13 protein-coding genes and 3 pseudogenes are annotated in these 19,852 nt (G+C 61.8%); 9 read left to right on the top strand and 7 right to left on the bottom strand.

Annotated features, from left to right (window positions below; genetic code table 11):
* Positions 1–123 precede the first annotated feature (123 nt).
* The gene (locus BLT09_RS19595; protein ID WP_051695374.1) at positions 124–1,125 is read left to right on the top strand and encodes an ArdC family protein; all 1,002 of its coding nucleotides are present in this window, start codon (positions 124–126) and stop codon (positions 1,123–1,125) included.
* A 149-nt stretch (positions 1,126–1,274) separates the two neighbouring features.
* On the opposite strand, the gene groL is transcribed toward BLT09_RS19595, so the two are convergent.
* The 3 genes and pseudogenes from groL to BLT09_RS33770 all read right to left on the bottom strand — a co-directional run bounded on the left by groL (position 1,275) and on the right by BLT09_RS33770 (position 3,711).
* A complete protein-coding gene (gene groL / locus BLT09_RS19590) occupies positions 1,275–2,942 on the bottom strand; it encodes a chaperonin GroEL (protein WP_091595807.1) in 1,668 nt (555 codons plus the stop codon).
* A gap of 65 nt (positions 2,943–3,007) precedes the next feature.
* A pseudogene (gene groES, locus BLT09_RS19585) lies at positions 3,008–3,301 on the bottom strand (co-chaperone GroES); the annotation flags it as partial.
* Between the two features lie 101 nt (positions 3,302–3,402).
* Complete coding sequence (locus BLT09_RS33770) at positions 3,403–3,711, bottom strand: hypothetical protein (protein ID WP_126089903.1); 309 nt, start codon at positions 3,709–3,711, stop codon at positions 3,403–3,405.
* 1,010 nt (positions 3,712–4,721) lie between these two features.
* Between BLT09_RS33770 and BLT09_RS19580 the strand changes: the two genes are divergently transcribed.
* From BLT09_RS19580 to BLT09_RS19550, 7 genes and pseudogenes are all read left to right on the top strand, one after another.
* Positions 4,722–5,045 (top strand): DUF736 domain-containing protein, encoded by a 324-nt coding sequence (locus tag BLT09_RS19580; protein ID WP_029354915.1) that lies wholly within the window; start codon positions 4,722–4,724, stop codon positions 5,043–5,045.
* Between the two features lie 180 nt (positions 5,046–5,225).
* Positions 5,226–5,495: a helix-turn-helix transcriptional regulator gene (locus BLT09_RS19575; RefSeq protein ID WP_029354917.1), complete on the top strand. Its 270-nt coding sequence runs from the start codon at positions 5,226–5,228 to the stop codon at positions 5,493–5,495.
* Entirely contained in the window at positions 5,492–6,040 is a 549-nt protein-coding gene (locus BLT09_RS19570) for a S26 family signal peptidase (RefSeq protein WP_029354919.1), read from the top strand. Before BLT09_RS19575 ends, BLT09_RS19570 begins: the two co-directional genes overlap by 4 nt.
* Positions 6,028–6,711 carry a lytic transglycosylase domain-containing protein gene (locus BLT09_RS19565; RefSeq protein WP_024505647.1) on the top strand — a complete coding sequence of 228 codons (684 nt, stop codon included), beginning with the start codon at positions 6,028–6,030 and terminating at the stop codon, positions 6,709–6,711. The genes BLT09_RS19570 and BLT09_RS19565 overlap by 13 nt, the downstream gene beginning before the upstream one ends.
* 179 nt (positions 6,712–6,890) lie before the next feature.
* A complete protein-coding gene (gene rlxS, locus BLT09_RS19560; protein WP_091595805.1) occupies positions 6,891–8,861 on the top strand; it encodes a relaxase/mobilization nuclease RlxS in 1,971 nt (656 codons plus the stop codon).
* Positions 8,862–9,217: 356 nt separating this feature from the next.
* Positions 9,218–10,201: pseudogene (locus tag BLT09_RS19555) on the top strand (AAA family ATPase).
* Positions 10,202–10,218: 17 nt separating this feature from the next.
* Positions 10,219–12,686, top strand: a pseudogene (locus tag BLT09_RS19550) (S8 family peptidase).
* Between the two features lie 214 nt (positions 12,687–12,900).
* Here BLT09_RS19550 and BLT09_RS19545 read toward each other — a convergent pair.
* Genes BLT09_RS19545 through BLT09_RS19530 form a run of 4 tightly spaced genes read right to left on the bottom strand, consistent with a single transcriptional unit; the run spans position 12,901 to position 15,855 of the window.
* Positions 12,901–14,460, bottom strand: coding sequence for an E2 ligase fold family C protein (locus BLT09_RS19545; protein WP_091595803.1), 1,560 nt, complete (start codon positions 14,458–14,460; stop codon positions 12,901–12,903).
* Positions 14,461–14,463: 3 nt separating this feature from the next.
* Positions 14,464–14,952 (bottom strand): Mov34/MPN/PAD-1 family protein, encoded by a 489-nt coding sequence (locus BLT09_RS19540; protein ID WP_091595801.1) that lies wholly within the window; start codon positions 14,950–14,952, stop codon positions 14,464–14,466.
* On the bottom strand, positions 14,949–15,548 hold the full coding sequence (locus BLT09_RS19535; RefSeq protein ID WP_370453329.1) for a putative metal-binding protein: 600 nt from the start codon (positions 15,546–15,548) through the stop codon (positions 14,949–14,951). Before BLT09_RS19535 ends, BLT09_RS19540 begins: the two co-directional genes overlap by 4 nt.
* Positions 15,549–15,558: 10 nt before the next feature.
* Positions 15,559–15,855, bottom strand: a complete 297-nt coding sequence (locus tag BLT09_RS19530) for a DUF2604 domain-containing protein (protein WP_024505654.1) — start codon at positions 15,853–15,855, stop codon at positions 15,559–15,561.
* 922 nt (positions 15,856–16,777) lie between these two features.
* Between BLT09_RS19530 and BLT09_RS19525 the strand changes: the two genes are divergently transcribed.
* Positions 16,778–19,852: Ulp1 family isopeptidase (locus tag BLT09_RS19525; protein WP_244529103.1), on the top strand; the 3,075-nt coding region annotated here is incomplete at its 3' end.

Genomic DNA, 19,852 nt, shown 5'->3' with positions numbered 1-19,852 from the left:
GGGTCCTCCACTCCGTTCCGGTCCTGCGGATGCAGTCCGCCTCCGACGTCGGGCCTTTCCGGTCGCTTTCGCCGCCCACCCCGCTTCCGGGGAGGGCGCGATTGAAGAGCGGAGGACATCACGATGCGTGCAAACAACAAACGTTGCGGCAGCCGACAGGCTGGCGCAGAGAGTGGCGGGCGCACCGGCGCCAGCCTTTATCAGGAAATCACCGACCGCATCATTGCCGAACTGGAGCGCGGCACCGTGCCATGGGTCAAGCCGTGGGGCAGGGCAAGGACAGGCCTCGGCCTGCCGCGGAATGCGGCCACCCAGCGCCGATATTCCGGCATCAATATCCTGATCCTGTGGGGCGGGGTCATCGATCGCGGTTTCCCCAGCCAGAACTGGCTCACCTTCCGGCAGGCGCTTTCCCTAGGTGGCAATGTCAGGAAGGGTGAGCACGGCACCACCATCGTTCACGCTGACCGCTTTGTTCCCAAGAACGAAAAGCAACGCGCCGACACCGATGGCGACGAACCGCAGGCGGTGCCCTTCCTGAAGCGCTTTACCGTCTTCAATGTCGCGCAGTGCGATAATCTGCCCGAACATCTTTATGCCGCCGGCGAGCCTCTGCCTGAGCGCGAGATGGTCCCGCAGGCCGAGGCGCTCATTCATGCAACCGGCGCTGATTTTCGCATCGGCGGCGAGCGCGCCTTCTACATGCCCGGCAGCGACACCATACAGGTGCCGCCGCAGCCGGCTTTCTTCCACCAGATCGACTATTACCGGACCTGCTTTCACGAGCTTGGCCACTGGACCGGCCACCCGACGCGACTCGCGCGCGACCTGTCCGGCTCCTTCGGGTCCAACACCTATGCGCGCGAGGAACTGGTCGCCGAAATCGCATCAGCCTTCATCTGCAGCAGTCTCGGCATCGAGCCGACCGTGCGCCATGCCGACTACATCGGCTCATGGCTGACGGTTTTGCGCGAGGACAACCGCGCCATCTTCCGCGCCGCAAGCCATGCCTCGAAAGCCGCCGATTTCCTGCTTGGCCGCAATGCCGATGTCGAAGGCGAGGCACATGCCGAAACCGCCTATGGAAGCGCGCAATCATCACACGCGGCCGCCTTGCGCCTCTGATGACGCAAAAGCCGCGCAACCAACTCGACAGTTCTTTTGAGGTTGCGCTAACATGGCCGGCGTTGGCGCCGATCGTTTATCGGATCGAGGTTCGCAAAAAAAGGGCGGCATTGCTGCCGCCCCTCGTTGCGAAAGCTGCCAGAGCTGGATTAGAAATCCATACCGCCCATGCCGCCCATGCCGCCCATGCCGCCGCCACCCATGCCGCCAGGCATGCCGCCGCCGCCAGCCGACTCCTTCTTCGGAGCCTCCGCGATCATGGCTTCGGTGGTGACCAGCAGGCCGGCCACCGAGGCCGCGTCCTGGAGAGCGGTGCGGACAACCTTGACCGGATCGACGATGCCCATGGCGATCATGTCGCCATATTCGCCGGTCTGGGCGTTGTAGCCGAAGGTCGCGCCCTTGTTCTCAAGGATCTTGCCGGCAACGATCGATGCTTCCGCACCGGCGTTGGCCGCGATCTGGCGGGCCGGAGCCTGCAGCGCACGACGAACGATGTTGATGCCGGCGGCCTGGTCGGCATTGACGCCGGTGGCCTTGATGTTGGCCGAAGCGCGCAGCAGCGCGACGCCACCACCAGCAACGATGCCTTCTTCGACGGCCGCGCGGGTCGCGTTGAGGGCGTCATCGACGCGGTCCTTCTTTTCCTTGACTTCGACTTCCGTCGCACCGCCGACGCGGATCACCGCAACGCCGCCGGCGAGCTTGGCCAGACGTTCCTGCAGCTTCTCCTTGTCGTAGTCCGAAGTGGTCTCTTCGATCTGCTGCTTGATCTGGGCAACGCGGCCCTGGATCTCGGCCTTCTTGCCGGCGCCGTCGACGATGGTGGTGTTCTCCTTGGAGATCGACACCTTCTTGGCGCGGCCGAGCATGTTGAGGCCGACATTCTCGAGCTTGATGCCGAGGTCTTCCGAGATGACCTGGCCACCGGTGAGGATGGCGATGTCTTCCAGCATGGCCTTGCGGCGATCACCGAAGCCCGGCGCCTTGACGGCGGCGATCTTCAGGCCGCCACGCAGCTTGTTGACGACCAGCGTGGCCAGAGCCTCGCCTTCGACGTCTTCCGAGATGATGAGCAGCGGCTTCGAGGTCTGCACGACGGCTTCGAGAACCGGCAGCATGGCCTGGAGGTTGGACAGCTTCTTCTCGTGCAGGAGGATGTAGACGTCCTCGAGCTCGGCAACCATCTTGTCGGCGTTGGTGACGAAGTAGGGCGAGAGGTAGCCGCGGTCGAACTGCATGCCTTCGACGACTTCGAGTTCGGTCTCGGCGGTCTTGGCTTCCTCAACCGTGATGACGCCTTCGTTGCCGACCTTCTGCATTGCTTCGGCGATCATCTTGCCGACCGAAGCATCGCCGTTGCCGGCGATGGTGCCGACCTGGGCAACCTCTTCGGAGGTCTTGATCTTCTTGGCGTTCTTGATCAGCGTCGCAACGACGTCGGTTACCGCGAGGTCGATGCCGCGCTTCAGGTCCATCGGGTTCATGCCGGCGGCAACCGCCTTGTGGCCTTCCTGGACGATCGACTGCGCCAGAACGGTCGCGGTCGTGGTGCCGTCGCCGGCGATGTCGTTGGTCTTCGAAGCAACTTCGCGGACCATCTGCGCGCCCATGTTCTCGAACTTGTCCTCAAGCTCGATTTCCTTGGCGACGGTGACGCCGTCCTTGGTGATGCGCGGGGCGCCGAACGACTTGTCGATGACGACGTTGCGGCCCTTGGGGCCGAGCGTGACCTTCACCGCGTCGGCGAGGATGTTGACGCCGCGCAGCATGCGCTCGCGGGCATCGCGGGAGAATTTTACGTCTTTGGCAGCCATTTTTAGCTCCTGGCAGGGGCTTCAATCGAGCCCGGGAATTCAGTTGACGAAAGGGCCTGATATGAGCCGATGATGCCCATGATGTCGGATTCCTTCATGATCAGAAGGTCTTCGCCATTGAGCTTGACTTCGGTGCCCGACCACTTGCCGAACAGGATGCGATCGCCGGCCTTGACGTCCAGTGGGACGAGCTTGCCGGCTTCGTCACGGGCGCCGGAACCAACGGCGATGATCTCGCCTTCCTGCGGCTTTTCCTTTGCCGTATCCGGGATGATGATCCCGCCAGCGGTCTTGGATTCGGATTCGACCCGGCGAACGACCACGCGGTCATGCAGCGGGCGGAACTTCGACTTTGCCATTTTCGGATTTTTCCCTGGTGCGGATGTTGAGGGGTTTTTGTTAGCACTCGCGATGGACGAGTGCTAACGCGATAGTGAGGTAGGCTGTAAGCGGGCACTCGTCAAGACGGACGAGGGCAGGCGAGGAGCTCTGGCCCCCTCCCCGGTGGAACCCAACGCATACGCGCATCCGCGTTGATGGCTGCGAGCCCCACATTTCCATTGAATTCGGCGTCATGACGCCAACTTGCGCGCGCCGCTTCCAAGTCGTCAGTCGTGCTGCCGTCAGCACGAACATAGGGCTGCGCTTCACTTCCCGTCGAAGCCGCGGCAAGCAGCGTCGCCGTCAGCACGCTCCTTTGCAGATGCTTGCCAAAGGTGGACAGTGAGCGCACCTGCGCCGGGCTGTTGGTGCGAACGTAAGACGTCATTGACAACTCCTTTTTGCAAGTCGAGCCCTTCTCCACCTTCGGCCGCCGTCGACGCGAAGAAGTCCGCATCGCGTTGATGACGAGCTGCGAAAAAGAGAAAGATGTGTTTGATGGCTGCGGCCCCAACGGTGCCTTCAGATTTGAGATCACTTCCGCCGCGAGCGGCTGAAGCTCCTCGCAACGTCACAATCGAATCTGCTGCCAAGCCTCCAGGAAAGGAGAGCATTGCTCATCTCGCGCTTGTGCATGCAGTCAACCTTCGATCCGTGTTGCCACATCTCAAGTGCAAATGCCGTGCCAAAGCTCACTGGGTAGTGAACGCATGGCTCTCCCTGAAAACCTCACAAATCCAGCATGGTCAATTGTGCGGAACCCGACATGCGTCTTCTGCCACTGTCAGCTTTCGGACAGGCATGACGCGTTTCGCGCCGACCACCGGTCGATCGGTTTTGGGGCCGGTCTGTTCGCCTCATAAGAGCGCGTCACGTTGCGTAGCGGTTTCCCGAGCGCCGCCACATGACACTGGACCTGCAGGTAGCACCGGCTTCTCATCCAGCCTTGCTTTGGCCCCTTCGCGTATCAAATTCCCGCTGGCGAGCCCTGCTTTCATAGATCGCACCATGCCGGATGTCTGCTCTGGCGCCCGACCCGCTGGCACGATCTCGATCCGGCATAAGGGCGCAGCATCTTTGCAGGCCGTTTCATCCCGGCGTCCTGCTTGGCTGAAAGACCGCACTTGGCGAGCGGTCTCCATGCTCTCTCCAAGGACCATCCCTGCGGCTGGCTTGTCGACCTATGGGCGGGTCCGGCCGCCCGAAACCCTCGCCATCAGCTTTTTTCCCCGCCGCCTGCGGCGGCTTCCTCGCGCCGCTTCGCTCACAAAAAAGCTGCCCGCTCGGATCCTTCGCTGTCGCTGCGGCCCTGTCGGATTCAGGCGGTCCTGACGCGCCCATTACGGTGCGCCATCGCAGGGGATGGTCCCCGGCGAAACCACAAAAGGAGACTTCGAAATGACCGCGATCGGTTACGTCAACAAGCAGGAAAACGGCGCCTACAAGGGCCAGCTCAAGACGCTCAGCGTCCGCGCCGACATCGATATCGTCCCCAACCAGGCCAAGAGCGCCGACAACCATCCCGACTTCCGGGTGCTTACGCAAGGAGTCGAAGTTGGCGCCGGCTGGATCCGCACCGGCGAGACTTCCGGCAAGGATTATGTGAGCCTGTCGATTGCAGCGCCGGAGTTCGGACCGCGCAAGCTCTACGCCAATCTCGGCCGCGCCGCCGGCCAGGACGATCACGACACCTACGCCATCATCTGGAACCCGGCCGACTGACCGGCCGAGATAGAGCCTCGCGCCGCAGCCCCGGCGCGGGGCTCATTCCCAGGAGTTCCACCCAAACCCCGTCCGCCCTAAAGGGCGGCGAAAACTCTCCCCCGACTCTTCGCCCGTCCCCGAGACGATCTCCCTCGCCCATCCTCGCCCTCGCTTGTCCGAAGCGAAACGAGGATCATCATGGACGACGAAAACGAACGCGCGGCCCGCGCGAAAAAGGGCAGCCCGTTTCTCAGCACAGCCCAAGCCGCCTTCTATATCGGGCTCTCCCAGCGCACGCTCGAAAAGATGCGGCTCAAGGGCGGCGGCCCGAAATTCCGCAAGCACGGCCGCTATGTCCGCTATCACATCGACGAACTCGACCATTGGTCGAAAGGACACCCGCAGCACTCCACCGCCGGCGATGGCAAGGCCGGTTCCGGCCAGGGCGGCACGGGAGGCCGTTCATGAGGCGGCGCCCTTCCATCCATCTGATCGGCAGCCGCCTGAGGCGTGTTCGAGCCCGTAAGACGGTCGCCTTGGCCGCGGCCGGTCTCGGTCTTTTGGGCTTCACGGCGCTGGGAAAGCCCACCCCTTGGCTGGTCTGGAACGCCTCGGCCAGCGCGCCGATCGGCCTTTACCGCATCGCTGCGGGAGCGCTGGCGCGTGGCGATCTCGTGCTCGTGCGCCCGCCTGAATACGCGGCGTATCTCGCCGCCGAGCGCAGCTATCTGCCTCGCAATGTGCCGCTGGCAAAACGTCTTGCAGCGCTGCCGGACGATAATGTCTGCGCCTTCAATGACGCCATCATCATCGGCGGCGACATCGTCGCGCGCCGGCTCAAAATCGACGCCGAAGGCCGACCTTTGCCATGGTGGAACGGCTGCCGAGCGCTCGGGGATAACGAGGTTTTCCTGCTCGGCAGCGACAAAAACCGCTCCTTCGACAGCCGCTATTTCGGGCCTGTTCCCACTCAAAATGTCATCGGGAGGCTCGTACCGCTATGGACCGAGTGACCCTCCTCTTGTTGGGCATGATCGCCATTGCGCCATGCGCCTGTTCCGCCTCGACCGGCGCTGAGCCGGTCGCCATCTCCCAAAGTCCGCAGCTGCGAAAGTGGCAGACGTTGGTATCGGAAGCAAGCCGGCGCTTCCATATTCCCCAAGCCTGGATCTATGCCGTCATGGCTGCCGAAAGCGGCGGCAAGACAATGCGCGGCGGCCGCCCCATCACCTCCCCCGCTGGCGCCATGGGCCTCATGCAGGTGATGCCCGGCACCTATGAGGAGATGCGGGTCGAACACGGCCTTGGGCCTAACCCCCACGATCCGCGCGACAATATCCTGGCCGGCACGGCCTATCTCAGCGCCATGTATGACCGCTTCGGATTTCCTGGCCTGTTTGGCGCCTACAATGCCGGTCCCGAGCGCTACGACGAGCATTTGAAGCGTGGCAAACCGCTGCCAGAAGAGACCGTCGAGTACCTCGACCAACTCAAGGCGGCCGGAGTTTCGGCGGCCGACATCGAGGCGTTCGAAAGCCAATCTGTCGCTCCAAAGGCGCAAATCGCTCCTCTCGGACGGTCGCTGTTCTTCATTCATGACGGTGTTCACTCAGGCGTGCGAAACGGCGATCTCTTCGTGCCGCTCGGCAAGGACGGCGCGCAGCCGAAGGAGCCGGTGCGTTAGCCATGGGCGGACGGGGGCGCGTCTGGCGGGGCTGGGCGCGTAAGGCAAGATAAAGGTACCGCCTCCAGGAGGCGGTTAAATCTTTGTCTGCACATCGTTTTTCCAGGAGGCTGCCGCCGGTGCCAAGAGGGTTGGACGTGTAAGTGTCTGATTTTGCTTGATATGTCTGGGAGGCTCGCATGAAGGATGACGAGTTCAGGCCGAAGCTCGGCAAAATCGGGTCGCGCGGCTCGAAGGCAGGCAAACGCTATGCCGGTCAAGTCCGGGCAGCCGTCCACCGAGCCGGCGGCCAGCCCCAGCCCGGCGGTCGCTTCACGGGCAGCCGGACAGGGCGCGGCGGGGCGGCTGCGGCGCTGCTGAAATCGCGCGACCGGTATGCCGCCTTCCGCCAGCGCCGGGTGATCGTCAAGGCGCGGATCGTCAAGCTCGCCGGCAAGGGCGCGGACGGGGCGCGTGCCCATCTACGCTATCTTCAGCGTGACGGCGTCACCCGAGAAGGTGCGCCTGGCGAGCTCTACGGCGCCGACAGCGACCGCGTCGACGGCAAGGCGTTCATCGATCGCGCGGACGGCGACCGCCACCAATTCCGCTTCATCGTCGCTGCCGAAGACGGCATCGAGTATGAAGACCTGAAGGCGCTGACGCGGCGGCTCATGGCGCAGATGCAGGAAGACCTCGGCACGAAGCTCGACTGGGTCGCGGTTGATCATTTCAACACCGGCCACCCGCACAGCCACATCATCGTCCGAGGCAGGGACGACCGTGGCGAGAACCTGGTCATCGCGCGCGAATATATCTCATCTGGCATCCGCGAGCGGGCGGCCGAGCTGGTCAGCCTCGATCTCGGTCCGCGAACCGACCGCGAGATTGAGCTTCGCCTGCGCCGGGAAATGGAGCAGGAACGCTTCACCAGCATCGACCGTCGGCTGCTCAGCATGCGTGATGATGACGGGCTGGTCTCGCCGGGCGGTCCCGACGCCATTCGCCAGACGCTGCACCAGGGACGGCTGCGCAAGCTCGAGCGGATGGGTCTGGCCGCGGAGGTCGGCGCTGGCTCCTGGCGCCTCGACGATGAGCTCGAAGCCACGCTGCGCCGCACCGGCGAACGCGGCGACATCATCAAGACCATGCACCGCGAACTGGCCGGCAAGGGGCTTGCACGCAGTGCCGCCGACTGGGTGATCCACGATCGAGCCGGCGAGCCCGCCCAGTCTCTCGTCGGTCGCGTTGTCGCGCGTGGACTGGCCGACGAGATCAATGACCGCCACTACATGATCGTCGACGCCGTCGACGGTAAGAGCCATTGGATCGACATCGGTAGAGGCGAGGCGATGGAAACGATGCCTAATGGCTGCATCGTGCGTGTCGCGCCAAGGAACACCGAGCCGAGGCGGGTCGATCGTACCATCGCCGAAATCGCCGCCGCGAATGGCGGCCGTTACGACGTCGATATCCACCTGAAGCATGACCCATCCGCCACCGAGAGCTTTGCGCGAACGCATGTGCGGCGGCTGGAGGCGATCCGCCGCGCGACCGGCGGCGTTGAGCGAGAGCCGAACGGCACCTGGCTCATCGCGCCGGACCATCTCGATCGCGTCGCGAATTATGAGGGCCAGCGGGCCAGGGCCGAGCCTGTCGTTGTCGACAAGCTCTCCTCAATGGCGCTGGAGCGACAGGTCAGCTTCAACGGCACCACCTGGCTCGACCGGGAGCTGGTTGCCGATAGACCCGAGCCTTTGCACGGATCCGGCTTCGGCTGCGACGTGAGAGAGGCGCAAGCTCGCCGGCGGGAGTGGCTGATCGCGCAAGGCCTCGCGCATGAAGAACAGGATCGGATCGTCTATCGAGCCAACATGCTTTCGATCCTGCGCCAGCGAGAACTGAACCGTGTTGCTGGCCAACTGTCGGAGGAACTTGGCCTGCCCTATGCCGAAGCGCGATCCGGAGGACGAGTAGAGGGTACGCTCCGCCGCTCCGTCGAGCTTGCCAGCGGAAAATATGCCGTCGTTGAGAAGTCGCGCGAGTTCACGCTGGTGCCATGGCGGCCGGTGCTTGAGCGCCATGTGGGCAAGGAGGTCTCCGGTGTCGTGAGTGGGGAGGGGATTTCATGGACCGTCGGCCGGCAAAGGAGCGGACCTGGTGTTTCGTGAGATGGTGTACAGCTTTTTTAGCCAGCGGCGCGGGCAGCCATGCGAGCCCGCGTAGACCTTATGGCCGCACGCCCGCAATCGGTCGCATGGACCTGCCAGGCGGGGCGGCTTTGGAGCGTTCGGACCCGACACGCTGCGTGAGTGGCCAGACTTCGAGCGCTCGAAGATGCGGACTGTTGTCTGCTGGCCGGCGTTATTCCGGCTGGCCTATGACCGCGGCGCAACAGTTCACCGCTGAAGTTGCCACGGGCGAACATCGACAAGAGAAAAAACACCATTGCGCGATACAAATCGCCGTTGAAAGCGTTTAGGTTGCATGCGCTTCGCCAAGTAAACGGATACCCCAGAAGAGAGCCATGACCACGGCCCGCCATATCGTGACGCTGCTTAAAAGCCACATTGCCGGCGACGAGGATCGTTTCCTCTCTATCGCGATGCAGCTTGCTGCGCATGAGGCACGTCAAGGCCATGGAAGCTTGCTCAGGAGCTCAAGGATCTGGTCGACGCAGCCAAGAGCAGGGACGCCCGGATTGCCAAGAGCAGTCGGCCGGTTCCCCTTTTTCAGCCAAAGGGCGAGCTCGCAGGGCTCCTGCATGTGCGCTATCCGGACCTGCGACTGACCGACATGATTTTGCCGGACAGTCTGCGCTCGCGCCTGCACCGCGTGCTGGGAGAGCAGCGCCAACAAGCAAGCTTGCGCGAGCACGGGCTTGTTCCCCGTCGCAAACTGCTTCTGGTCGGCCCGCCAGGATCAGGCAAGACGATGACCGCATCGGCATTGGCCGGGGAGCTTCATCTGCCCCTTTTCACGATCGTCCTCGATGGTTTGATCACCAAGTTCATGGGAGAGACTGCCGGAAAGCTGCGGCTTGTTTTTGATGCAATGCAGGCGACGCGGGGCGTCTACTTCTTTGACGAATTCGATGCCATCGGCGCGCGTCGAGGCGAACGCCAGGATGTTGGCGAGATTCGGCGCGTGCTGAATTCGTTTCTGCAGTTTCTCGAGCAAGACGACAGCCACAGCCTGATTATTGCGGCAACAAATCATCCCGAGCTGCTCGACAGAGCTTTGTTCCGCCGTTTCGACGATGTCATCGAATACGCCGTGCCCGATCGGCCGATTATCGAGGCGCTGCTTCGGGCTCGACTCGACCGCTTCGACACCAGAGGGCTTGCCTGGAACGAGGCGATCTCTCAGGCAGAGAGACTGTCGCAGGCCGAGATCACCCGCGCGGCCGACGACGCTGCAAAAACCATCATATTGCGGGGGGGGGCGGATCACCTCGGAAGCGCTCATCGACGCTCTGAAGGAACGCCGGCAGGCTTCGCTGTCTGAGTAGCGACAGCACAGATCATAATGGCAGACGATTTTCCGCGCGACCGCGCCCATATCCACCTTCGCAACAACGGCATTCGGGAAGCCTATCGGCGGCCCAACCAACTTATACATGCACCGCCGCTGCCGGCGCGTGATCGGGCGTCGCATGCTGCGGCCTTGACGCAATCCATCGAACAAGCGGTCGAAAGTGCACGCCAGCAGATTGCGGCGCGTGACCCCCAGCTGTCGGTCGGCACGCCTGGCTTTTATCTCGAGATCGATCTGCCCATGTCCGGACGGGCGGCCCTCGACCAGTTGGCCGATCGTCGCCAGCACATGGAGCTGGTCGCCGTCCATGAGCCAACTCAACCCGGTGCTCCCATCACAGCGTCGGTGTTCCTGCCGCAAAGCGCGCAAGCCTATTATTTGCGGAAAGTCGAGGCGTATCGAGACGTTGACACTGACCGCGGCAGACCGCGCAACGAGCCGCTCGTCTCCCGCATGGAGACAGTCAGGCTGGCGACTGCACGATCGTTGTTTACCGACCACGACGACCTCTTCCCCCAGGCCGCTGACGAGCAGGTGTGGTGGGAAGTCTGGCTGCGCGACGGTCGCCGCGAGAACTTCGAGCACATTGCCGAAGCCCTGAACATCACTTTGCGCACGCATGCGGTCAGGTTTCCGGAGCGGGTGGTCATGCTGGCACTCGCCAGCACGGCAATGCTCGACCGCATGATTGCGCACAGCGATGTCGTCGCCGAGCTGCGGCGCGCGAAGGATACGCCGTCCTTCTTCATGGGCCTTGGCGGCGCGGAGCAAAGGGACTGGAGCGACGAGCTTCTCGGGCGCGTCAGACCGCCTCAACCGATATTGCGGTCTGCATTCTCGACAGCGGCGTGCGTCGCACCCACCCGTTGATCGAACCCGCACTTGCCGTTGAAGACTGGCACACCGTCAAACCGGCATGGGGCAGCGACGACACACCTGCGTGGAGCGGCCACGGGACGCGAATGGCAGGTGTCGGCCTGTACGGTGATCTGGTCCCGCTCCTGGTCGGAGGCGATCCAGTTCCATTGCCCTTTCGGCTGGAGAGTGTTCGTATCCTTCCGCCAGAAGACGAGGCAAACGATCCAGAACTCTATGGCGCGATCACCGCGGAAGCGATCGCCCGCGCCGAGGTGCAGGCGCCGGAGCGCCGCCGCGCGATCGCAATGGCTGTGACAAGCGCCAGTCCGGCGCGTGGAAGGCCCACATCGTGGTCTGCCGCTATCGACCAACTCTGTTTCGAAGAGGAACAGCGACGCTTGATCGTTCTCTCTGCCGGCAACATCGGCGATGACCTCATGCCGGCCGAGCATTTGACGCGCAACGATCTGGAAGCAGTCGATGATCCTTCTCAGGCCTGGAATGCGCTGACGGTCGGCGCTTTCACAGAAAAGGTCGATATCATTGACACCGACTTTGCGGGCTACGCTCCGATCGCGCCGGTCGGCGAGCTCTCGCCGCGCAGTCGCACTTCGGTCGTTTGGGACAGGCAGTGGCCGGTGAAGCCCGAGGTCGTCTTCGAAGGCGGCAATCTCGCCCATGACGGTGTGTTGCCTGGCGAGCCGATCGACGATCTGCAGATATTGACCACTTTCTATCGACCCGAACTGCGCCACTTCACCACCCTCGGAGATACGAGCGCGGCAACGGCCCATGCCGCACGGATGGCGGGACTAATTCTATCAGCGCGCCCCGAGCTGTGGCCTGAAACGGTTCGCGCCCTGATCGTCCACTCGGCCGAATGGACTCCGGCGATGCGCGCACGCATCGATGCGTGCAACGGAGCGAAGGGCGAGATCCAGGCGCTCGTGCGGCGCTATGGTTATGGCGTGCCAGATCTTGGGCGCGCGCTTCTGTCAACGGTGAACGACCTCACGCTTATCGTTGAAGATGAGCTTCAGCCTTTCCAGCGCGAGGGCGGCGCGGCTGCCAAAACGCGTGACATGAAGCTGCATCGCCTGCCTTGGCCGAAGGAGCAGCTCGCGGCGCTCGGCGCTGCCCAGGTCGAGCTCCGCGTCACGCTGTCCTATTTCATCGAACCCAACCCCGGTGAACGCGGATGGACCCGCCGGCATCGTTACGCGTCCCATGGTCTTCGGTTCAGAGTAAAGTCAGCGACCGAGACAGTCGACGAATTCCGAGCCCGCATCAATCAGGCCGCTCGGGACGAGGAGGAAGGGGCGCCTGCTGGAGGCGGAGAAGAGTGGCTGCTCGGCACCTTCCGCGATCGCGGCTCGTTGCACGCCGATTTCTGGTCGGGCAGCGCCGCCGATCTCGCCGAGCGTGACGCGATCGGCGTGTTCCCGGTCGGGGGCTGGTGGAAGGAGAAGCCTTACCTGGAACGCGTCGACGCTCTGGCTCGGTACGCCCTGATTGTGACGATTCGGGCGCCTGGGGTCGATGTTGACATCTTCACACCCGTCGAAGCAGCCCTGACTGTCGAGACGTCGGTCGAGACCTGATGCAGCACTGTCCAAACCGGCCAACAACGGAGGTTTGACCAGCCTCTGGTGCCATGGCGGCTGGTGCTGGATCATCACGTCGGCAAGGAGGTGTCAGGGATCATGCGCGGAGGACGATAGGCGGGCAAAGGAGCGGGCCAAGCGTGTCATAATGGCGCCCATGGTCACGCCCACAAGCCGCGCCCCCTGCGTCCACGGAGAGGTGCGCGTCTGCTTAGGCGGCCGAGACATCGCTTACCTGATCAACGGGCTCGCCGTATTTGCGCCTGTAAGCGGCAATGAAATCGTCGTCGCTACAGATGCAGCGGCCGCTGGAGTCCTTGGCCTTCGGATCGTGCAAGTGAGAGCCAAGGGGGCGCAGAAGATTCACCCGAGTGCTCGTCGTCGGGCTCATGGGAAACCCCGCACTATGTTTGACCAAATCCGCGGCAAGCATAATCCCGGCAAGCACCGACTGAAAGGCCATCGGAACGACAGTTCGAACGCGGCGACTTCCTTCGCTAAGCTGGAACACCAGACCGCCGCAGATAGCCTGCTGATAAAAGGAGCGCAGGGGCTGGCCGACAAACGGGGCTAGCGGTTCAAACGGCACAGCCATCGCTGTAGCCACGCGAACTACAAAGTCGTTGGGAACTCCGGCATTGGTCTGCAGGAGCGTTTTCACCTGCTCGTGTGCTTCCGGTATTCCGAGTTCCTCGGCAATCAGCTGGTGCTCGTCCTTGGATTTTCCGGATGGCAGGTACATGCAACAAAGGCAAGCCTGGCCGTCATCGAAACCATGCCGGGAGATACCGAGATCGTGCTCCTGCGTCCAAGCGTTTGCGATCCATCGCGGCAGTGCACCTTGGACAGCCAGACGGTCGGCGGCGGTGTCAAGCGCCACACCCACTTGGTCGAAGACCCAATTGCCCCGGCGCGCAACATATTCTGCCCACGTCAGAGGGTGCGCCTCGACCTCAAGGGCAGTCGATCTAAGGGCGGTGGCTGCAAGAACCGCCTTGGACATACCAATCTCCGCCTGGCCGGCCAATGCGTAGCGCTGCAGGTTTGAGAGTTCGATCGCTTCGTGATCGATTACATGCAGACGACCCTTGAGATCGGGTTGTCTCGCTAGCGCCCAAAGCGAGCCATGGCCTATCGCACCGAGCCCAACGAGGTGGGTTTCGCCAAGGTCGACTGGAAAGTCGATCGGGCCAGCCTCCCCGGCTTTGGTCTTGTCGTAGCTGCATAGCGAGAGGTCGATGGTTTCGTCCAACTCGGCGCCGGTCAACTGGGCGGCGAAGATAGTTCGAAAGACGTTGGCGGCGCCGAAGCAACTGGCGGCGCCAGCTCCATAAGGCAGCAGACTTGGGCCAGAGCCCACCGGGTCCGTACGCGACAGCTTTGCCGCCCAACCGTCCGATCCCACGAAAAAGATCGGGCACCGGAGTGATGGGCGCGTTACCCCTGCAACGACGCAGACGGTGGCAGACTTGCCGGAACGCCGGATGCCGACTTTTGGATTGATCGACTTTGCCAAGCGCTCCAGCGCTTGGGCTTGAGAGCTCGCCGCGCTGTCCAGCGGGAGTATCGCCAGAACCGGGTAGAGCCTAGCGAGCAATCTCACCGCAAGATCTAATGTCGCCTGGCCTTCGGCGCAGGAAGCGGCCTGATGGTCGAAGGCGACTGCCACGACCTGCTTTTCAAGAGCTGCTTTGAAGTCTCCCAGATGAAAATCGGCCAGGACCTGAGATGCCGCCGTGGCGGCGCGATCGATGAAGTTAGCGAATGCCATTGTTCAACTCGATATCATGATCATTCGCGACAGTGCCGCGGGAGGGAGCGCATTCCATTTGGCCTTTTCGTCAAGCCGATAGGCGGCGACCCGAGCAAAATCGAAAGGCTCGCGGGCGAAATTCGGCACCACCAGCGACAGACACCCAACCGTGGTAGCAACCGCATAAGCGTCGTCCGTCGTCGAATGGTAGGCGCGGCCCGGATGGCTGTGAATCTGGGCCAAGAGTTTCAGGCCGCTTTTGTAGAGCCAGACATTGAGCCGGTGCAGTTCTTCGGCCGCAACGATCACGCAAACGCCATCGTTTGTTCGAATGTGACGCTGCGCCGGGATAACCGTCTCTGTTACGGCAAAGTGCCGGTCTTCCTGAACGCCGACCCAAAGTGCCATCCCCTCATTGCCCTCGCGACCAACTGAGCGCAGATGCCCATGCGTGGTCGAGATGCAGCCGCGCGGGAGAGTCACGATCGTTACATCTCTCAAACCAGTCATTCTTGTATCGCCTGAGGGGATACCACCATTCCTACGATTGTCGGTTGGAGTTGAATCTGCAACTGCTCTATAGGAACGATTCCGTACTTGATGATCTTGTCCAGGATGAAGGCCAAACAGCCTTCGCCAGAACCCCGATGAAGTAGCCATGGATCACCTGAATGGGCTGGATTGTCGTGGTATTCCCGGACGCCCGCCATGCACAGGAATGGTTCGTCCTCGGGACTGTTGGCCTGGATGAAGTCCGTCAGCGGCACGGCGTTCTGCTGGATGAGAGCTCCTATCATCTCCGGCGGCGTTCCGGGCAGCGGCGGACGTCTAAGCATTTTCAGGTATAGATCTTTCCGGGCAATCGGATCACGCGTAAACGGATCGACGAAGACCACGGACGGTGGTCTTAAGTCGTAGTCGGTGAAGTCGACCTCGCTCGCTGCGCTGACCACCCGTGGCTTTAACTTGGGGCTGGCGAAAATGAAGAAAGCGCGCGGAAAAGTCGCCTCGATCAAGAAGCAGCCCTGAGCCCGATAGACATCAGCATATGGCCGGAACCGGCCGATCTCCCGATCAAACTTCGCTCGGGAGACCTCCGGATCCACACTTTGGGGTTTAGGCACCTGCGACGCCCGCCTTCAGGCTGAGGAACAGGGTCACAGTATTCGGGAAACCGAAATCGCCAAGCTTCTTGTCGACGTCGAGCAAGTTGCCGGCCTCATCCTTGAATTCCCAATTCTCGGCTGGTTGGGCGACATTCTGCGTGTTCTCAAGGGCTTTGGTACGAATGACGTGAAGCGGCTGGTTGGGATTGGCTTCGACCTGCGTGGGCTGGCCGTTCACCACCACCGTGATCTCGATCTTGCCCGGTCCGCCGCCGTGATTATCGCCCTTACCCGAATCCTTCGACATTGTCCTACTCCTGTGGCTTGCCAACCGCCCCACGCCCTGGCACCCACCTGCGAGTGAGACCGGCGGTCTTCAATCGTTCACCCGGCGCCACGGCCGCGAGTACGCGAAAGACAGGGGATAAGCTACCGAATCGGTGCTTGCCTTCTTTTATGGGTGACTTGAGCCGCAAGTAAATGGTCTCAAATTGCTCCTCACAACTATAATCGATTAGAGCAATGCGAAAATATTGGCGACACGCCTATTCATCTGCTCTCTCACTCGCCTGCTCCGTGCTCGGCAAGGGGAGCTTTGATCTGCGTCACGCGTCCCCAAGCAGCTGATTGCGCCGGCAGCGCCATAGGAACCGTCGTTCAGAGTCTTCACCACTCAAGCACCCGCATGGATGCATGCCGACGCTCGTCTCCACAAAACAGCGCAAGTGGTGCCTTGTTGGATAAGGTCGCCTCGTACCTGGTGCAGCATCTCTCGGAACGCATGCCGCTGCGAGACCAGGCCTCATCATCGCGTCACATAGGAGCTGAAGCTTTCCGGATCGGGTATCCAATCGGCATCCAGTTGCTCGGCGATATGGTTGAATTCTGCCCTCAGGACAAGAGTGAGTAGAGCAGCCCCGCTACGAAAATCCCATCCTGGTTCGTTTGACGCATCGACTATTCAGATTGATTGGCGTGATACCCGGCGCGGCCGCAACACGCGAGGCCGTCAACCGCTGAGCAGAAAACCAGCCTTCGCCTTCCGCGGCGGCGGACCTCGTCAGCCTCTCGAAAGCTTGCCTGAGTAGGTTGCTCATGTGATCTGTGGAAGTGAGGATAGCGTGCACCCGTACAAACTAGACATTCATCGTGGCAGCTTGGCTGCAGGTGCAGCACGCCGTACCGCACGAGCAAGCGGACAGGCCGGCCAAGCCGGTTTTGAGCAGCACTTGGGCGAACTGCAGGCGGCGGACGAGTTGATGGGTGCGCCAGGCGAGGAGGTCCTCGTCAATGGCTCGCATGGTAAAGGTGAGTTGAGACCAACGAAGAGGCAGAGGATCCAAAGCAATCTGCAGCATGCTGTCACTGAGCGGCAACCAGGTGAGGTTGGCAACTCAGGCGCTCGCGTGATGATGCAACTCCCCACCCATCAGGTGGGTACATCGGAACGGGAGGCGCAACTTGTGATGCAGGGGGACGAGCACGAATACACCCCAGCACCGCATCTCGACGGGTCGATGCCCTCGACAGTGCAGCCGGATCGTCCAATTGTGGTCCCCGACGGTGCCGACAAGCGTCCTGTTTATTCCAACGATGCCACCGCCATCGAAGGGCTGAAGTCAGCACTCCTTGCGGGTAAAGCCAGGCCGGACACGGTCACTCGCAGCACAAATTCTCTTTTCGGCTTTAGTCGTTGGCTCTTTCAAAACAACAAGCCAGGGCTTGCTGCTCGGCTTTACCATCCGTCGCTGAGCCAGGATCTCGAGGAGTACGAGAGTAGGGGTGGTTCCTCCACCGTGGCTGGCGCACTGCGTCAATTGATGAAGTCGATGGGCGGAGCCGGCCCGATTGTGGGTCGCGCTGTCCTGAACCCCCATCCTGACGACGCCGCGCTCACCAGACATTTCAGATCCGCGAGCGGCTACGCAACTGCTCTTAACCATTTCAGTCATTACCTACGTCAAAATGACAAGCTCGGAATTGCGGGTCGCATTTACGATAAATCGCTGGATAAAGATGTTGAGAGCTACAAGGCCGCCTCCTCTAATGGTGGAGCTCCGATCGAATCTGCGCTGGTTTATCTCCGCAAGAACCCGCCGCGCGTTATACTCGGGAATCATCTGGAAAACGCGGTCAGCATGGAGGCTCGTCCCCGTGGCGACGCTGCTCAGCATACCGCACCACAGCAGGGATTCGATTGGCCAGAGGAGCTCCTGCCGGTAGGTTATAAGGAGGGCACCGATCTACCATTGTCTCTCGCCCCAACCGCGCACCAACACCAAGCGCCCGACTTTGGAGAGGCCGTCCCTCACTTGAACTGGCGCCACGGCGACCAGGGCGCCCCGGAGGAGCTGGTAGCTGCACGGGACAGGAGCAGCCCGCTGCCAAGCGAGGCGGTGCCACATAAATCTGGACGGGGACTCGCTACGCAGCCCAGATTGTGGGCGGAGAAATCCGCCTCGCCAGAGCTCTTTCGACGGCGGGCGGAGCAGGCTCTGCCGGCGTCCGCCAGAGGTGTGGAGACATCCTCCGCGGTTGATGAAGCCGCGCAGGCCGCTCGCCAAGCTTTGGCTTGGTTGCAGCAGGAGATGGAGGGGATCGAACCGATGCAGGATCCTCATAAGGTGGCTACACCGGAATGTGAGGCGCAGCTCGTCAGGCAGAGGGATGAGCACGAATCCACCCCAGCACCGCATCCCGGAGGTGGTGGGTCGATGCCCTCGACAGTGCAGCCGGATCGTCCAATTGTAGTCCCCGACGGTGCCGACAAGCGTCCTGTCTATTCCAACGATGCGACCGCTATCGAAGGGCTGAGGGCAGCATTCCACGCGGGTAAGGCCAAAGCGAACACGGTCACTTACAATGTAAATTCTCTTTTCGGCTTTAGTCGGTGGCTCCTTCAAAACAACAAGCCAGGGTTTGCTGCTCGGCTTTACCATTCGTCGCTGGATCAGGATCTCAAGGAGTACGAGAGTACGGGTGGTTCCTCCACCGTGGCTGGCGCACTGCGTTACCTCAAGAAGTCGACAGGCGGAGCCCAGATTATGGCTCGCCCTGTCGTGATCCCCTATCCTGACGATGCCGAGCTCATTAGAAATTACAGAGCCGCTTCGACCAAGGAGTACCTGGCAGCGCCTGCGACCGGACGGAATCCAGATACCGTGGGCGGCTATACAAATTTTCTTAGACATTTTAGTCAGTACCTGCGTCAAAATAACAAGCTTGGGATTGCGGCTCGGATTCACGACAAATCGCTGGATAAAGATGTTGAGAGCTTCAAGGCTGTCTCCTATGGTAATAGGCTAAGTATCAGTTCTGCATTGGCTCACCTCCGGGATATCCTGCCGCGCATTGTGCTCGGGCGCGAAACTGTCCTTTCTGCTCATCCGGCAGACGCAGTCACCAGGCGCGTTGGGGCCGCTGCTGAAGCTGGGCCAGCGGCACCGGCAAGAGCTCCCCAACCCGCCTCGCCAGCAACCGCTAGGCTGCCAGGCACCTACCGCGGCCTTCCACTGGTTGATGTGACCACACTGACTACCAGTTCCTCTGGGGCTCAGATCGGGGCGCTCGATCCGACAGCCCCGTCCAACGTTGCAACGGGGCGGGTGCTCGGCGCCGCCGAATGGCTGAGCGACGCCCATATCCAGAGAGATTACAATTTGCTGGAGGGGCAACTGCAGGGGATCAATCCGGCGCTCGCTGCCCGGACTCGGCTGGTGGATCCTTCCGTATCCCATCTACTGCGACACACGTCGCCGCAAGACGCTCGAGGCATATTGCAGTCCATCTATAATCAAAACAACGCCACAGCCGACTTCCTGTTCTTGCCAGTGAATAATGGCACGGCTACTAGCCCCGGCACCCATTGGTCGCTGCTGCTCGTTGATCGCCGCGACCCGGAAAGGCGGTTCGCCTATCACTACGACTCCCTCCAGCGAGAGGGATATAACGACGTGCCTGCAAAACAGCTCGCAGGACTGCTGAATGCCACCTTGGCGCCAGCCCCCATGGCCAGACAGACGAACCATTATGATTGCGGCGTATTTGTCCTGGAGGGCACGTGGGCGCTGGTTGAACGATTGGTGAAAGGGCAGCGGCCAGACCACGAGCCGCTGCCCCTCGACAACCTCGTTGCCGATCGGCAGGCGCTGCAAGACCGGCTAAGGAGGCGCTTGCCGCACGAGGAAGAGCCGCGGCAGCTGCTGGAGGATGAACCCGCCTCCCCACCGATGATGGCATTCGAGCCAGGGGAACTGCGGCAACTGTTGGAAGACGAGCCTGCCTCCCCACCAATGATGGCGTTC

This window comes from Mesorhizobium muleiense (assembly GCF_900099905.1).
In the GTDB taxonomy this organism is placed as follows: domain Bacteria; phylum Pseudomonadota; class Alphaproteobacteria; order Rhizobiales; family Rhizobiaceae; genus Mesorhizobium; species Mesorhizobium muleiense.
This window is presented reverse-complemented; position numbering and strand designations above follow the sequence as displayed.